Origin of the sequence: Acinetobacter sp. YH12241 (assembly GCF_013417535.1) — a bacterium.
In the GTDB taxonomy this organism is placed as follows: Bacteria; Pseudomonadota; Gammaproteobacteria; order Pseudomonadales; family Moraxellaceae; genus Acinetobacter.
Genome location: NZ_VPDQ01000019.1, coordinates 1 through 14,409 on the forward strand (window position 1 = coordinate 1; position 14,409 = coordinate 14,409).

At 43.8% G+C, this 14,409-nt stretch carries 13 protein-coding genes; 8 read left to right on the forward strand and 5 right to left on the reverse strand.

Features of this window, described 5'->3' with window-relative positions:
- Nucleotides 1-156: 156 nt before the first annotated feature.
- Entirely contained in the window at nucleotides 157-1,380 is a 1,224-nt protein-coding gene (locus FTV18_RS10930; RefSeq protein ID WP_159123583.1) for a CaiB/BaiF CoA-transferase family protein, read from the reverse strand.
- A 345-nt stretch (nucleotides 1,381-1,725) separates the two neighbouring features.
- Here FTV18_RS10930 and FTV18_RS10935 point away from each other — a divergent pair, with 345 nt between their 5' ends.
- On the forward strand, nucleotides 1,726-3,015 hold the full coding sequence (locus FTV18_RS10935; protein ID WP_180018075.1) for an MFS transporter: 1,290 nt from the start codon (nucleotides 1,726-1,728) through the stop codon (nucleotides 3,013-3,015).
- A gap of 86 nt (nucleotides 3,016-3,101) precedes the next feature.
- On the opposite strand, the gene FTV18_RS10940 is transcribed toward FTV18_RS10935, so the two are convergent.
- On the reverse strand, nucleotides 3,102-3,590 hold the full coding sequence (locus FTV18_RS10940; protein WP_034706362.1) for a MarR family winged helix-turn-helix transcriptional regulator: 489 nt from the start codon (nucleotides 3,588-3,590) through the stop codon (nucleotides 3,102-3,104).
- Between the two features lie 505 nt (nucleotides 3,591-4,095).
- On the opposite strand from FTV18_RS10940, the gene FTV18_RS10945 reads away from it, so the two are divergent.
- The 4 genes from FTV18_RS10945 to aliA are packed head-to-tail and all read left to right on the forward strand — an operon-like array spanning nucleotide 4,096 to nucleotide 8,594.
- Nucleotides 4,096-4,860, forward strand: a complete 765-nt coding sequence (locus FTV18_RS10945) for a glucose 1-dehydrogenase (RefSeq protein ID WP_180018078.1) — start codon at nucleotides 4,096-4,098, stop codon at nucleotides 4,858-4,860.
- 59 nt (nucleotides 4,861-4,919) lie between these two features.
- On the forward strand, nucleotides 4,920-5,702 hold the full coding sequence (badI, locus tag FTV18_RS10950) for a 2-ketocyclohexanecarboxyl-CoA hydrolase (RefSeq protein ID WP_166138718.1): 783 nt from the start codon (nucleotides 4,920-4,922) through the stop codon (nucleotides 5,700-5,702).
- Between the two features lie 12 nt (nucleotides 5,703-5,714).
- Nucleotides 5,715-6,872, forward strand: coding sequence for a cyclohexanecarboxyl-CoA dehydrogenase (gene aliB, locus FTV18_RS10955; protein WP_180002000.1), 1,158 nt, complete (start codon nucleotides 5,715-5,717; stop codon nucleotides 6,870-6,872).
- A gap of 54 nt (nucleotides 6,873-6,926) precedes the next feature.
- A complete protein-coding gene (gene aliA, locus FTV18_RS10960) occupies nucleotides 6,927-8,594 on the forward strand; it encodes a cyclohexanecarboxylate-CoA ligase (protein WP_180018080.1) in 1,668 nt (555 codons plus the stop codon).
- A 99-nt stretch (nucleotides 8,595-8,693) separates the two neighbouring features.
- Here the strand turns inward: aliA and FTV18_RS10965 are convergent, their stop codons facing one another.
- From FTV18_RS10965 to FTV18_RS10975, 3 genes are all read right to left on the reverse strand, one after another.
- A complete protein-coding gene (locus FTV18_RS10965; RefSeq protein ID WP_179993040.1) occupies nucleotides 8,694-9,371 on the reverse strand; it encodes a type 1 glutamine amidotransferase domain-containing protein in 678 nt (225 codons plus the stop codon).
- Between the two features lie 173 nt (nucleotides 9,372-9,544).
- Nucleotides 9,545-9,709, reverse strand: coding sequence for a hypothetical protein (locus tag FTV18_RS10970; RefSeq protein ID WP_166138732.1), 165 nt, complete (start codon nucleotides 9,707-9,709; stop codon nucleotides 9,545-9,547).
- A 227-nt stretch (nucleotides 9,710-9,936) separates the two neighbouring features.
- Complete coding sequence (locus FTV18_RS10975; RefSeq protein ID WP_034706266.1) at nucleotides 9,937-10,806, reverse strand: SDR family oxidoreductase; 870 nt, start codon at nucleotides 10,804-10,806, stop codon at nucleotides 9,937-9,939.
- Between the two features lie 378 nt (nucleotides 10,807-11,184).
- Here FTV18_RS10975 and FTV18_RS10980 point away from each other — a divergent pair, with 378 nt between their 5' ends.
- The 3 genes from FTV18_RS10980 to FTV18_RS10990 are packed head-to-tail and all read left to right on the forward strand — an operon-like array spanning nucleotide 11,185 to nucleotide 14,352.
- Nucleotides 11,185-12,408, forward strand: a complete 1,224-nt coding sequence (locus tag FTV18_RS10980; protein WP_180018082.1) for an efflux RND transporter periplasmic adaptor subunit — start codon at nucleotides 11,185-11,187, stop codon at nucleotides 12,406-12,408.
- Nucleotides 12,405-13,628 (forward strand): ABC transporter permease, encoded by a 1,224-nt coding sequence (locus FTV18_RS10985; protein WP_180018084.1) that lies wholly within the window; start codon nucleotides 12,405-12,407, stop codon nucleotides 13,626-13,628. Before FTV18_RS10980 ends, FTV18_RS10985 begins: the two co-directional genes overlap by 4 nt.
- A complete protein-coding gene (locus FTV18_RS10990) occupies nucleotides 13,621-14,352 on the forward strand; it encodes an ABC transporter ATP-binding protein (protein WP_180018085.1) in 732 nt (243 codons plus the stop codon). Before FTV18_RS10985 ends, FTV18_RS10990 begins: the two co-directional genes overlap by 8 nt.
- Nucleotides 14,353-14,409 lie beyond the last annotated feature (57 nt).

The window sequence follows — 14,409 nt, forward strand, 5'->3', positions numbered from 1 at the left end:
TGAAATACGGTATTCTGATGGGACAAAACCTGAATCCTGGTCGTTAAAGTGTTTGTTTGCACTCATATTTTAACTGTTAGGACTCAGGTTTTTTTATTTAAAGCAAACTATGGGACAGCAGTGATCTTTCGATTCCTTTTTTTATTGCTGAGCAGTTTAGCGCTGCTGGATGACTTTTTTACTTTTCAGCTCTTCCATTTCAGCAGGGCTTAAATACTGGCTCAAGATGGCGTCGGTATCTTCACCCAGACACGGTGGTGCTTTTTTATATTCTACCGGGGTCTTGGAAAGTTTAATCGGCGAACCAATCGAGGTGTAATCGTCACGTAGAGTATGCGGCATATGAATGACCATTTCACGCGCCAGAACCTGTTCTTCTTCCAAAGCCTGTTTCAGGTTATTGATCATGCCCACTGGGACTTTGACTGCATGAATCAGATCTACCCAGTGTTTTGCCGGTTGAGAGTAGAAATGAGCCTGTAAGAGAGTGGTGAGTTCTTCACGATGTGTAACCCGGCCTGAATTTTTCAAGAAACGCGGATCTTCTGCCACTTTGGTCAAACCCACGGCCTGACACAGCGCTTGAAATTGCAGGTCATTCCCACAAGCAATAATGAATTCACCTTCCTGTGCTTTAAACACCTGATAAGGCACAATATTGGCATGGGCATTTCCGAAGCGGCCAGGGACTTTACCTGAGGTCAGATAATTCATGGCTAGAACAGAGAGGGAAGCGACCTGGGTATCCAGCAGTGCCATATCAATATGCTGACCTTCACCAGTTTTTTCACGGGACAATAAAGCAGCTTGAATCGCAATTGCAGCATATAAGCCAGTGGTCAGATCAGCAAAGGCTAGACCTGCTTTTTGCGGACCACCCCCTGGAAGGTCATCACGTTCACCCGTAACACTCATCATACCGCCCATACCCTGAACAATGAAGTCATAGCCTGGTTCTTGCGCACGCGGGCCATTCTGGCCAAAGCCGGTAATTGAACAGTACACCAGACGCGGATTTATCTGGCTCAGACTTTCATAATCCAGACCATATCTTTTCAACGAACCCGCTTTATAGTTCTCAATCACTACATCACTCTGTTCTGCGAGTTTCTTGATAATGCGTTGACCTTCCGGAGTAGATAAATCTACGGCAACTGAATGTTTACCGCGATTGGCTGAAAGATAGTAAGCCGATTCATGGGTATCTTCCTGCTGATTATTTTTAAGCCAAGGTGGTCCCCAGATGCGTGTGTCATCTCCATGATCAGGCTTTTCAATTTTAATCACTTCCGCACCTAAGTCCGCCAGAATCTGGCTACACCAAGGACCAGCCAAAATCCGGCTTAAATCCAGTACACGAAAGCCTGTTAAAGCACCCATCGTTACGCTCCTTGTTCGATGTTATTTAGATTACATGTCATTTTAATAATCGCTTTAAAGCTATATGAAAATGGAAAAACAAGCAACTTTACGATACTTAATTTCGTCTAACAAAATAAAACATCTAAAATGATTGAAAAATCATCCTAACTTCTTTAGCCTGATGACGAGAATAAATACGATTCAAAAATAACAGGAAAGGGAAAAGTCTCGGGAATGAGACTATAAGAACAGGAGTAAGTACTGTGCTTTGAAAACGGATCGCGCTTAAAGCGCATGCATACAGAAGTGTGCATACACAAGATCAGAATGAAAAAACCTAAGGATAGGAATAGAGATTTAAATATGACGGAATTAGTAAGAGAACAACTTTTAGAAAGAGAACTCGCAAAGATAAAACCCACTACCAAACGAACCCAGCAGATTGCCTTTGTCTTTGCCTTTTTGGCACTCCTGGTCGATGGCGCGGACATGCTACTGCTGTCCTTCAGCTTAAACAGCCTGAAAGCAGAATTTGGTTTAAGTAATTTACAAGCCGGTACCTTGGGTAGTTTTACACTGGCGGGTATGGCGATTGGTGGTTTTATTGGTGGCTGGGCTTGTGACCGTTTAGGCCGGGTACGTACAGTCGTTATTTCAATTCTGATCTTTTCAGTATTAACTGCAGCCTTGGGCTTTACCCAAAACTATGAACAGTTCGCGGTACTACGTTTCCTGTCTGCGTTTGGGATCGGGTCTTTATATATTGCAGCCAGTACCCTGATGGCTGAATATGTACCAACCAAATACCGGACTACAATTTTAGGTACCTTACAGGCAGGTTGGACGGTCGGCTATATCGTAGCTACTGTATTGGCAGGTTGGATTATTCCTGAATATGGCTGGCGTACACTGTTTTTTGTCGCGATTATCCCATCCGTCATGGCGATTTTTATCCAGAAACTGGTTCCTGAACCAGAATCGTGGCAGCGTGCAAGATTACTGCGTTTATATGCACCCGCTGAAGAAACCACCAAACAACCTGTTAAGAAAAGTACCGTTAAAGAAATCTTTGCAGATCCTGCGAATCGTAAAATGTTTATTTTATGGATTTTTACGGCTGGGTTCCTGCAGTTTGGCTATTACGGTGTAAATAACTGGATGCCGGCTTATCTAGAATCTGAATTACACATGAACTTTAAATCAATGGCGGGCTATATGATCGGGACTTATGTCGCCATGATTTTTGGTAAAGTTCTGGCCGGTTTTGCTGCAGACCGTTTAGGTCGACGCGCCGTTTTCTCTTTTGGCGCGATTGGTACGGCGATTTTTCTACCCGTAATTGTGCTGTTCAACACCCCAGATAATATTGCCTATCTGCTAATTTTCTTTGGTTTCCTATATGGTATTCCATATGCAATTAACGCAACTTATATGACTGAAAGCTTTGCGACGTCAATCCGCGGTACAGCAGTCGGTGGTGCTTATAATGCAGGGCGTATTGGGGCCATGTTTGCGCCTGCGATTATTGGCGCAGCAGCGAGTGGTGGTTCAATTGGCTTGGGCTTCCTGATTATGGGCGGTGCCTATTTCTTGTGTGGTGCAGTGTCTGGGATCTTTATCAAAGATCGTCAATATGACCCACAAAAAGCATAATGATCATTTTAAACAATGATGTTAAAAATGAGCCTCATAAGGGCTCATTTTTTATCTATTTAATTTAAAAATAAGATTTCTATTTTTTATTGGTCCGACTCTTTTTGCAGATGAATACTTTTCAGACCATCATTTACTTTATTGAGTAAATGAATCAGGGTAATCACATCATCAAAAGCCAGTTTATTTAAGGCTTGTCCATAAAACTCAAAAAAATCATCCTGCAGGCTATCCCAGGTCTGAAAACCTTCCGTGGTAAGCGCAACAATTTTGGCACGTCGATCCTGTTCATTGATAACACGCTCTACCAGTCCATCACGTTCCAGTCGTTTTAAGACGGCATCCAGATTTTGTCGGCTTACACCCAGATATTCGGTCAGATCTGAAAAAGACATACCAGACTTAACTTTAGGACGAGACAGGGCACCGAGCACCGCCCAATGCACGGGAGATATTTTTAGCTCATTTAAGCATTTTCGATCCAGACTGTTTCCCACCTGAAACAGCCGGAAAAACAGCCGGTTATGAGCGGAATATAAGGATTGATCATATTTTTTTGACAAAGTATCACTCACTATATGCAACATCCTCAAAACTGAAATAGCCAAACGGCGCAAAGTATAACCTATCGCTTTTTCGCATAAATCAGTTTCTTTTATAATTTGTTTTAAAAATCATAGTGTTTTAGCAGAAATCTGCATCTTTAAATCCTGAACTAAGCGATTAAATCATTTAAAAATATCTTTCTTGATATTCACAGTTTCAGTTTGTTCTCTAGCTGAATATCAAGGCAGTCATCTAGCAATCTAAAGAAATAAAACATCCTTCATGAAACAGAAACAGCTTAGTAATATGCTGGGACTAGATATGGGTTACTCTAAAGATAAAAGTCAATATAGGTCAATACATTGAATAAATAAAATTATTAACTAATTGTTATTTAAATATTTATAAAAATATAAATATTATTTTATGTAAATATATTGACATAAATTCAATCTCTTTCTATTTTAGATAAAACACACCGAATTAGAACAACAGCTGATTAAATTCGACAACGAATAGCGTAGGGATAAAACAATGAAAGGATTAAAAGATAAGGTCGTGATTGTAACAGGCGGTGCTGGCGGAATTGGTTCTGCAACCTGCCGACGTCTGGCTGAAGAAGGCGCAAAAGTTGCCATTTTTGATATGAATCTGGAAGCTGCCGAGAAGCTGGCAAATGAAATTAATCAATACGGTCAGGCGTTAGTAATTCAGTGTGATATTACCCAAAGTGACGTCGTTGAACAGGCAGTCCAAAAAACGGAAACTGAATTAGGCCCGATCGATGGACTAGTGAATAATGCTGGTTGGGACATTTTTAAACCCTTCATTAAAAGCACCCCAGACGAATGGCAGAAACTGATCCAGATCAATCTGGTCGGTATGCTGAATATGCACTTTGCTGTGCTGAAAGGCATGGTCGAACGTAATTCCGGCAGCATTGTTAATATTGCCTCAGATGCAGCCCGTGTCGGTTCTTCGGGCGAAGCTGTCTATGCCGCCTGTAAGGGAGGTTTGCTATCTTTCTCCAAAACTCTGGCACGCGAACATTCACGCCACAACATCAAAATTAATGTGATTTGCCCAGGCCCAACAGACACCGCTTTACTTGCAGGCGTGACTGAGGGTGCATCGAATCCCGAAAAATTACGTGAAGCCTTTGTTCGTGCCATTCCACTGGGCCGTTTGGGTCAACCGGATGATTTAGCCTCTGCGATTGCCTTTTTCTTGAGCAAAGATGCCAGCTTTATTACCGGACAGGTGCTTAGTGTCTCTGGTGGCCTGACCATGAACGGTTAAAGCATCAAATTAATCGACAATAAATTAGATAGATAAAAACAGTACAGGACGTAATGAATATGAATTTTGAAGATATCTTATATGAAGTAAAAAACGGTGTGGCCTGGATCACAATTAACCGCCCAGAAAAAATGAATGCTTTTCGTGGTACAACCTGTGACGAACTGATTAAGGCCTTAAACAAGGCTGGTTATGACCGTAATATTGGTGCGATTGTATTGGCGGGTGCCGGTGAAAAAGCGTTTTGTACTGGTGGCGACCAGTCTGCACATGATGGCAATTATGACGGTCGCGGTACGATTGGTTTACCGATGGAAGAATTGCATACCGCCATTCGTGATGTCCCAAAACCGGTAATTGCGCGCGTACAAGGTTATGCGATTGGGGGAGGTAATGTACTGGCCACGATTTGTGATCTGACGATCTGTTCAGATAAAGCAATCTTTGGTCAGGTCGGACCAAAAATGGGTTCAGTCGATCCAGGTTATGGCACAGCATTTTTAGCACGCGTCGTGGGTGAGAAGAAAGCCCGTGAAATCTGGTACATGTGCCGCCGTTATTCTGGTCAGGAAGCGGTTGAAATTGGATTGGCCAATAAATGTGTACCAGCAGATCAACTCGATGCAGAAGTTCAGGCATGGGGCGAAGAAATCTGTCAGCGTAGTCCGACCGCAATCGCGATTGCCAAACGCAGTTTCAATATGGATACCGCACATCAGGCAGGGATCGCTGGCATGGGCATGTATGCGCTAAAACTTTATTACGATACTGAAGAGTCTCGTGAAGGCGTGAATGCATTGAAGGAAAAACGTCAGCCTGAATTCCGTAAGTATGCTAAATAAGGAGACTGATCAATGAAAAAGAATCCTTATATCACCGAAGATCTAGAACTTTTAGCTGAAACGGCAGAAAAATTTGCCCAGAAATATGTGGCTCCCGGTTTTCTGGAGCGTGATCAAAGCCGAGTCTTTGATCGTGATCTGGTGAAAAAAATGGGGGAAATGGGCTTTATAGCCCCCGAACTCCCTGAACAATACGGTGGTCAGGGTATGGGCCGACTGGCAGCAGGGATTATCCATGAAGCCATTGCCAAGGCTGATTTAAGTTTTTCCTATATCAATCTGCTTGCATCGTTAAATGGCCAGATTCTGGCAGAACATGGCCAACCTGAAGTGGTGGAGCCGTGGTTAAAAAAACTGACAGCTGGTGAAGCGATTTTTTCAATTGCGTTGACCGAGCCGCGTGGTGGTTCAGATGCTGCCAACTTACGTTTAAAGATTGAACGTGATGGCGACGAATATGTGATTAACGGCGAAAAGACCTCAATTTCTGCGGCCGATCAGGCAGATGCTTCGGTGGTTTTCGGTCGCACTGGCACCCATGAAGATGGTGCACATGGCGTGACAGCGCTCTTGGTTCCAATGAACTTACCAGGCATCAGCACCACACGTTTTGACTGTCACGGCCAGCGTGCGATTGGTCGCGGTTCGATCTTCTTTGACAATGTCCGTGTACCAGTAAATCATCGTCTGGGCAATGAAAATAAAGGTTTCGTTCAGGTTATGCAGGGCTTTGATTTCTCGCGTGCCCTGATTGGTCTGCAAGTTTTGGCGGTTGCACGCGTCAGTCTGGATGAGGCTTGGGAATATGCTGCGCAACGTGAAGCTTTTGGTCAGCCATTGACTGCTTTCCAGGGTGTTTCCCATCCGTTAGCAGAATATGAAACGCAGGTTGAAGCTGCGCGCTTACTTTGTCTGCAAACATTATGGTTGAAAGACAACCATCTGCCACATACCTCTGAAGCAGGCATGTGTAAATGGTGGGGGCCGAAACTGGCCTATGATGTGATTCATCAATGCCTGCTGACTTTTGGTCATGCCGGTTATGATCGTGGTGTGATGGAACAGCGCATGCGTGATGTACTGGGCTTCCAGATTGGCGATGGCACAGCACAGATCATGAAAACAATTATCGCTCGGCATAAGGCAGGACGTAAGGCTGTACCAGCTTAAGGAAAGTATGCCCCCACCAAAATAAGACTATTATAAAAAATAAGGAGTAAGCGAATGGATTTCGATGCGGTTCTGATCCCGACAAGAAAAGAGGCCATGCTCAAACAGGGACACTGGCTCAATCAAACAATTCTCGATTTTTTACGCAGTGCGGTAGAAAAAAATCCGGACAAAACCGCTTTAGTGAGTTTTAAGGTCGAGAATCAAACTGAACAGACTTTCAGCTACCAGCAGATTTGGGACATGACCAACAAAATTGCGCTGGGCTTGAAACAGTTGGGTATTGAGAAAAATGATGTGGTGTCTTGCCAGTTGCCGAACTGGTGGGAATTTACCTTGCTGTATCTGGCTTGTAGCCGTATTGGCGCCGTATTGAATCCACTCATGCCGATATTCCGTGAACGTGAATTGGAATTCATGCTTAAACATGGTGAATCTAAAGTATTTGTTGTACCTAAAATCTTTCGTAATTTTGGCCATGAACAGTTGGCCAATCAGCTACACAACAAGCTGGACACCCTAAAACACGTAGTTGTAGTGAATGGGGATGGCGAGAATAATTTTGATCGCCTGTTACTGAATCATGGGCTAGAACAGAATGCTGCAGCCATTGCTGCGCTGGATGAGCTTGAGTCTAGCCCCGATGATATTACCCAACTGATCTTTACCTCGGGTACCACAGGTGAACCGAAAGGCGTGATGCATACGGCCAATACCTTATTTTCCAATATTGTGCCTTATGCAGAGCGACTGCATTTAACTGAAAATGATGTGGTGTTAATGGCGTCACCTATGGCGCACCAGACCGGTTTTATGTATGGTCTGATGATGCCGATTCAGCTCAATACCAAAGTGGTATTACAGGATGTTTGGGATGTCTCCAAAGCCGTGGATCTGATTCATCAGCATCAGGTGAATTTCACCATGGCTTCAACACCATTCCTGAATGACCTATCCAATACTGTGGCTGAACAACATGACAAAGTCGACTCACTGAAAATTTTCCTTTGTGCCGGTGCGCCAATTCCTGGACCACTGGTACAAAAAGCCCGGGAAATTTTAGGGGTTAAAGTGATTTCAGCTTGGGGGATGACCGAATGTGGTGCGGTCACTACTACCTGTCCAGAAGATGACGATGAACGTTCTTTTAATACTGATGGCATCGCCTTGCCGGGTGTAGACGTCAAAATTGTCGATAAAACAGAGAAGACCAAGCCGGTAAATGAGTCTGGTCGCTTGATGATTCGTGCTTGTTCCGGTTTTGGCGGTTATCTTAAACGTGCTCATTTAAATGATATCGATGCAGATGGCTGGTTTGATACGGGCGATATCGCCTATCAAGATGAGAAAGGTTATATCCGGATTTGTGGCCGTAAAAAGGATGTAATCATTCGTGGCGGTGAAAATATTCCGGTCGCAGAAATTGAATCACTTTTATATAAACATCCCAATGTGGCGGTGGTCGCTTTAGTGGCCTATGCAGATGAACGGCTAGGTGAGCGTGCCTGTGCGATTATTAAGTTAAAAGATCAAGCACAGTCTTTAAGTTTTAATGAGCTGGTGGATTTTCTGAAAACCCATAATCTGGCAATGCAATATATTCCAGAACGTTTGGAGATTTGGGACGAGATTCCGATGACGCCATCGGGGAAAATCCAGAAATTTAAACTCAGAGAATTACTGGCCCAGCATATTGCATCAACTGTGGCAGTAGCAAATTAGAACTGAGAATAAAACTGAACAAACCCTGATGTGACATCACATCAGGGTTTTTTACCAGCAAATAAGTAAATGAACAAAATTACTTATATCTGGATGAAATTATTTTAATAACTTTAACAGCGCCTCAGCCGTTGCGGCAGAAGATGCCGGATTCTGTCCGGTAATTAACAGGCCATCTTGCTGTACATGCACTTGCCAGTCCTCAGCCTTGGAATACTGTCCGCCTTTTTCTTTCAGCGTATCTTCAACTAAAAATGGCACGATATCAGTCAGGCCAACACCATCTTCTTCAGTGTTACTAAAGCCAGTTACTGATTTACCTTCGACGATAGGTCGGCCTTCTGCATTTTTAACATCGCGAAGCACACCCGGTGCATGACAGACAAGTGCCACAGGTTTATTGGCCTGTAGAGTCTGTTCAATTAAGGAAATAGAATTCTGGTCATTGGCCAGATCCCATAACGGTCCGTGACCACCCGGATAAAAGATCGCATCAAAATCCTGATTCAGCACATCACTTAATTTATGCGTATTGGCAAGAGCCTGCATGGCCACTTCATCTGCTTCAAAACGTTTGGTTGTTTCGGTTTGCGCATCAGGTTCATTGCTTTTTGGATCAAGTGGTGGCTGGCCACCGGCTGGAGAGGCCAACGTTACGTCTGCGCCTGCATCAATAAAAGTGTAATAAGGAGCAGCCAGTTCTTCGAGCCAGAATCCGGTTTTTTTACCCGTTTCGCCAAGTTGATCATGGGAGGTTAATACAATCAGAATTTTCATATTTTTCCTTAAAATTATCTTGAATGATTTGATGGAATAACAAAACAGAGGAAAGAATCTGAATACCTAAGGCCATCAGACTTTTTCGATTGCTTAAAAATAAAAGGAATAAAATCTAGATAGTTGAATTGATGCTAAATCAATAGCATCACTTTCCTTGAACTTTGGATAGCTCAGTTTTTCTTTTTCTTGCCACCGCCGTCCTGCTTATTCACAGTCGACCAGGCAATACGCTCTGCTTCGTCTTCAGGGCGACCACGATCTTTTTCACTGTCTTCAATATGCTTAGCCTGTCGTTTTTGCTTTTCGGTATAAGCTGATTTATCACCTCTAGACATTTTACTATCCTCATCAGGTAGGGTCTGAAATCACTATAACAAGGGATTATTTTGGCGCGAGTAATCATCTGTCAGGATTTGTTTGAATTGTTTTATAGCTTTAAGATGAATTTTATAGATATCCATCAAATTCTGTTTTTCAAAGATTTTAAAACTAAAACGTATTAAATATTTTAGAAAAAAGTAGATAACAGCTAGAAAGGCTGTTATCTACTTTCAAACTTTGATTAGCCGTTAATAATACTGCCGCCATTTACATGAATGACCTGACCTGAAATATAGCTAGCTTCTTCACTGGCCAGAAATAAATAGGCAGGAGCGACTTCACTCGGTTGTCCCATACGTCCCATTGGTGTCTGTTTACCAAAATCTTCCAGTTGTTCTTCATCAAAGCTACTTGGAATGAGTGGTGTCCAGATTGGGCCTGGTGCAACACCATTCACACGAATTCCGGTTTTATTTTTCGCCAGATTGGTAGATAAGCTGCGGGTAAAAGAAGTAATCGCACCTTTGGTGCTTGAATAGTCTATCAGTGTGTCATGTCCATGATAGCTGGTGATACTGGTGGTATTGATAATACTGTCACCTGCCTGCATATGTGGAAGTACCGCCTGAGTCAGATGGAACATGGACAGGATATTGACATTGAAGGTCTTGAATAACTGGTCTGGAGAAATATCGGTAATACTGTCCTGCGGATACTGCACACCTGCATTATTTACCAGAATATTAATGGTTTTAAATTCCTGAAGGGTCTGCTCAACCATTTTCTTGATTTCATCAGGATGCTGTAAATCGCATTGAATCAGCAGACAACGGCGTCCTTCTGCTTCAACCATTTTTTTTGTATCAAGCGCATCCCGGTCTTCATCCAGATAGCAAATGGCAATATCAGCACCTTCGCGGGCAAACAATACTGATACAGAGCGACCGATCCCGCTGTCACCACCTGTAATGAGTGCTACTTTGCCTTTTAATTTATCGCTACCTTTATAATTTTCTTTAATGACTTCCGGGGTAGGATCCATTTTAGTCTGGTCACCCGGTTGATGGGCTTGGGTTTCAGTTGAAGCTGGAGTTTCAGGATAGTTATTCATATTTTTTCCTTGATTGCTCTTGAGGAAAAAATATATTAGGAGCTTTTAGTTGGGATTGAATTAGACTCAACATTTCATAACAGAACCTGTGCAAGATTTAGCATTTATACATTTAGCTTAAATTGACACTTTAGAACTGCCTGTTTTAGTTATTTAAAGTCGACTTCTAGAATGAAATATCGGGTTTCTTTTTAAGGAAAAGAGCGATAAGCAGGAATATACCTTCAGTGGATTACAGAAGAGTTAAGTCGATTTAGGAACCAATCTGCAAAATAAAACCAATAACTTATTTACAACCAAATAAATCTAAAATATACAGCTAGATAAGCTACAAGTATTTCTTTACAACTGCGCTTTTAACCAGAATGGAGAAGCACATTGCGCGCTATCCGCTATAAATATATTGTCCTGATCCTTTTACTTTTGCTCGTTGCATTTGGCGTATTTCGCTGGTGGCAAGGGCCACAAGTCACAGGTTATACCTTAGAGCCGATGCCGCTGGTGCAATCAGTGGTTGCCACCGGGCAGGTCATCACCGTTTCACGTGCTCAAGTCGGTAGTGAAGTAACCGGCGTGGTACTAGAACGTCGGGTCAAGGAAGGCGATCGGGTCAAACCGGGCGATTTGCTGGTTGTACTTAAATCGGATGAACTGGCAGCCCAAGTTCGTCAGGCAGAAGTCGCATTGAATGAACTGGCAACCAATCGCCGTCCACAAGCCTCAGCAGAATTGGCTTCAGCAAAAGCTCAGCTGGAACAGGCCAGCCGTGAAGCGACGCGCCGTCGCAATGCCGAAGCAGGCATCCTTTCGGCAGAAGAAATTGAACAGGCTGTAGAGGCAGAAAGGGTAGCACGCAATAATTATGAAACTGTGCGTTTAAAAGCAGCTGCACTGGCACCTGGTCAGGTAGAAGAGGCTTCATTACGTGAGCAGCTTTCGGTGGCACAGGCTCAACTGGCTAAAACTAAAATCCGGGCAACTGTTGCTGGAACGGTGCTGACCCGTGATGTTGAGCCTGGCGATCTGGTTCAGCCAGGACGTACCTTATTTACCATTGCAATGGATGGCAATACCGAAATCCGTGTACCACTGGATGAACGTAATCTGTCACGACTGGCGTTGTCCCAGAAAGCGGCTGCAATTGCCGATGCTTACCCGGATAAACCTTTCCCAGCCCGGATTAATTTTATTGCACCGAGTATCGATCCTCAACGCGGCACGGTAGAAGTGCGTCTATCGGTTGATCCGGTACCTGATTTCCTGCGTCAGGATATGACGGTATCGGTTAATGTCGAGACAGGTCGCCGTGATCGTACCTTAGCGATTCCGAATGATGCGCTAGGGAAAGTACAGGGCGATCAGGCCACCGTATTACTGGTACGTGATAGCAAAATCCAGCGACAAAAAGTGCAACTGGGTCTGCGCGGACTTGCCATGTCTGAAGTGATTTCCGGTTTAAAAGCGGGTGATCAGGTATTGTCAGATGCAACTTCAACTTTAAAAGATGGCACACGAGTTCGATTTAAGCCCGAAGAAATCAACTATGCCGACCAGAATAATGATGCCAGCAATAAAAATGAATTACCGGTGAAATTCGAGTGAAAAAATTACTAGGGCGTCTCTGGATTGAATGGAAGATCGCAATCAGTTTTTTGCGAGAAGGCCGAATGCAGTCTCTGATGATTACAGTGGGTGTTGCTGTAGGGGTGTCTGTGATTGTTTTTATCTCGGCACTGATACAGGGCTTGCAGTCTAATATCATCGAAAGGACTTTAGGGACACAGGCACATATCCGTTTATTGTCTCCCGATGAAGTGAACCAAGTTATACCCGCACCCGCAGGCACTGTGCAGCTGGTTCTAGAAGATAAACGGACCCAAAGACTACGCTCTATCAATAATTGGCAAGAGGTCGTGACGACCTTGGATCAGGTGCCTTTATTGACAGCTGTTTCTCCAGTAGTTTCTGGACCTGCATTCGCACAGCGCGGTGAAGCTCAGGAATCGGTTGCGCTGGTGGGCATGGATCCAGAACGTTATCAGAAAATAATTCCACTCAAAGAATATATGATCAGTGGGCAGTTACGTGTCGGTGCAGATGATGTAATGATTGGCAGTCAGCTGGCTAAAGATCTGGGTGTACAGGTGGGTAGCAAATTACGATTAGACACCGGTCAGGACAACAGTACTGTCGTAAATATTTCCGGAATTTTCGAACTTGGAGTACGTGAGCTGGATTCGCGCTATGTCTATATGGATTTAAAACAGGCACAGTCCTTACTCAGCCTGCCAGGCGGGATCACTGTAATCGACCTGACGGTAGAAGATATTTTTGAAGCAGAAAATATTGCAACGCAGGTCGGGCGTTTGACTTCCTTACAGGCAGAAAGCTGGATTAAAACCAATGGTCAGTTAATGAATGCCATCTCAGCGCAGAGCCTTTCCACCAATATGATTATTATTTTTGTGGCCATATCCGTTGCTTTTGGTATTGCTAGCGTCTTGTCAGTCAGTGTCGTACAACGGACTCGTGAAATTGGCATTTTAAGGGCGACAGGGGCTACACAAAGACAAATCCTGCGCGTTTTCCTGTTTCAGGGCGCAATTTTTGGCTTGTTGGGGTCTATTATCGGCAGTGCAGTCAGTTATTTACTGGTCTGGATCTTTAATGAATTTGGCCCAGGCCTGTTCTATATTCCAATTTCAATCAATCTGCTATTGCTGGCTTTATTGCTGGCCACATTGACTGGTGTAGTGGCAGCGGCTATACCATCCCGTCGTGCTGCGGCACTTGATCCTGTGGAGGCAATTCGTCATGTCTGATTCATCGAATGAAGTCTTGCGGCTGGAAGCACTACGTAAATCTTATAATATTGGTCAGCCTAATGAAGTCGAAGTTCTGCATGGCATTGATTTGTGTATTGAACGTAGTGACTTTGCAGCACTAATTGGTCCTTCAGGCTCGGGGAAAAGTACTTTATTGAATATTCTGGGTCTATTGGACCAGCCAACTAGCGGTGAACTATATCTGCTTGGTCAACCCACCAGCCGTATGGATGACGCTGCACGTACCGCATTACGCGGCAGCAGTATTGGATTTGTATTTCAGTTTCACCATCTGATTCAAGCTTTTAATGCATTAGACAATGTCCTTATGCCGTTAATGATGGCGCATGGAAAGCCGGATCAAAAGGCTCTAGATCGTGCCCATGAACTACTGGCTGCAGTCGGACTGGAAAAATATGCACATCGAAAACCGAATGAGCTTTCCGGCGGGCAACAGCAACGTGTTGCAATCGCTCGAGCACTCATTACAGAACCCGCCTTGTTACTGGCCGATGAACCGACCGGGAACCTGGATACCCAGACCGCGTCTGAAGTTTTTGAACTGTTTCGTAAAGTAAATAAGGAACAGGGCTGTGCCATTTTGCTGGTGACTCATGATCCGCGCTTGTCTGTTAGTTGTGATCGCACCATCAAGTTAGTTGACGGCCTGATTCAAAGTGATACCAGAACAGCTCCAGCAGATATTCCTGAGAATTCTTAACTTTTAAATATTTTAAGAATTTGTATTCTCCAATTATGGATAAATAAAGATTTTTCT

Bases quoted from the DNA above. Each gene is read 5' to 3' on its own strand.
- FTV18_RS10930 (WP_159123583.1), bottom strand. From the start codon at position 1,380: ATGGGTGCTTTAACAGGCTTTCGTGTACTGGATTTAAGCCGGATTTTG.
- FTV18_RS10935 (WP_180018075.1), top strand. From the start codon at position 1,726: ATGACGGAATTAGTAAGAGAACAACTTTTAGAAAGAGAACTCGCAAAG.
- FTV18_RS10945 (WP_180018078.1), top strand. From the start codon at position 4,096: ATGAAAGGATTAAAAGATAAGGTCGTGATTGTAACAGGCGGTGCTGGC.
- badI (WP_166138718.1), top strand. From the start codon at position 4,920: ATGAATTTTGAAGATATCTTATATGAAGTAAAAAACGGTGTGGCCTGG.
- aliB (WP_180002000.1), top strand. From the start codon at position 5,715: ATGAAAAAGAATCCTTATATCACCGAAGATCTAGAACTTTTAGCTGAA.
- aliA (WP_180018080.1), top strand. From the start codon at position 6,927: ATGGATTTCGATGCGGTTCTGATCCCGACAAGAAAAGAGGCCATGCTC.
- FTV18_RS10965 (WP_179993040.1), bottom strand. From the start codon at position 9,371: ATGAAAATTCTGATTGTATTAACCTCCCATGATCAACTTGGCGAAACG.
- FTV18_RS10970 (WP_166138732.1), bottom strand. From the start codon at position 9,709: ATGTCTAGAGGTGATAAATCAGCTTATACCGAAAAGCAAAAACGACAG.
- FTV18_RS10975 (WP_034706266.1), bottom strand. From the start codon at position 10,806: ATGAATAACTATCCTGAAACTCCAGCTTCAACTGAAACCCAAGCCCAT.
- FTV18_RS10990 (WP_180018085.1), top strand. From the start codon at position 13,621: ATGTCTGATTCATCGAATGAAGTCTTGCGGCTGGAAGCACTACGTAAA.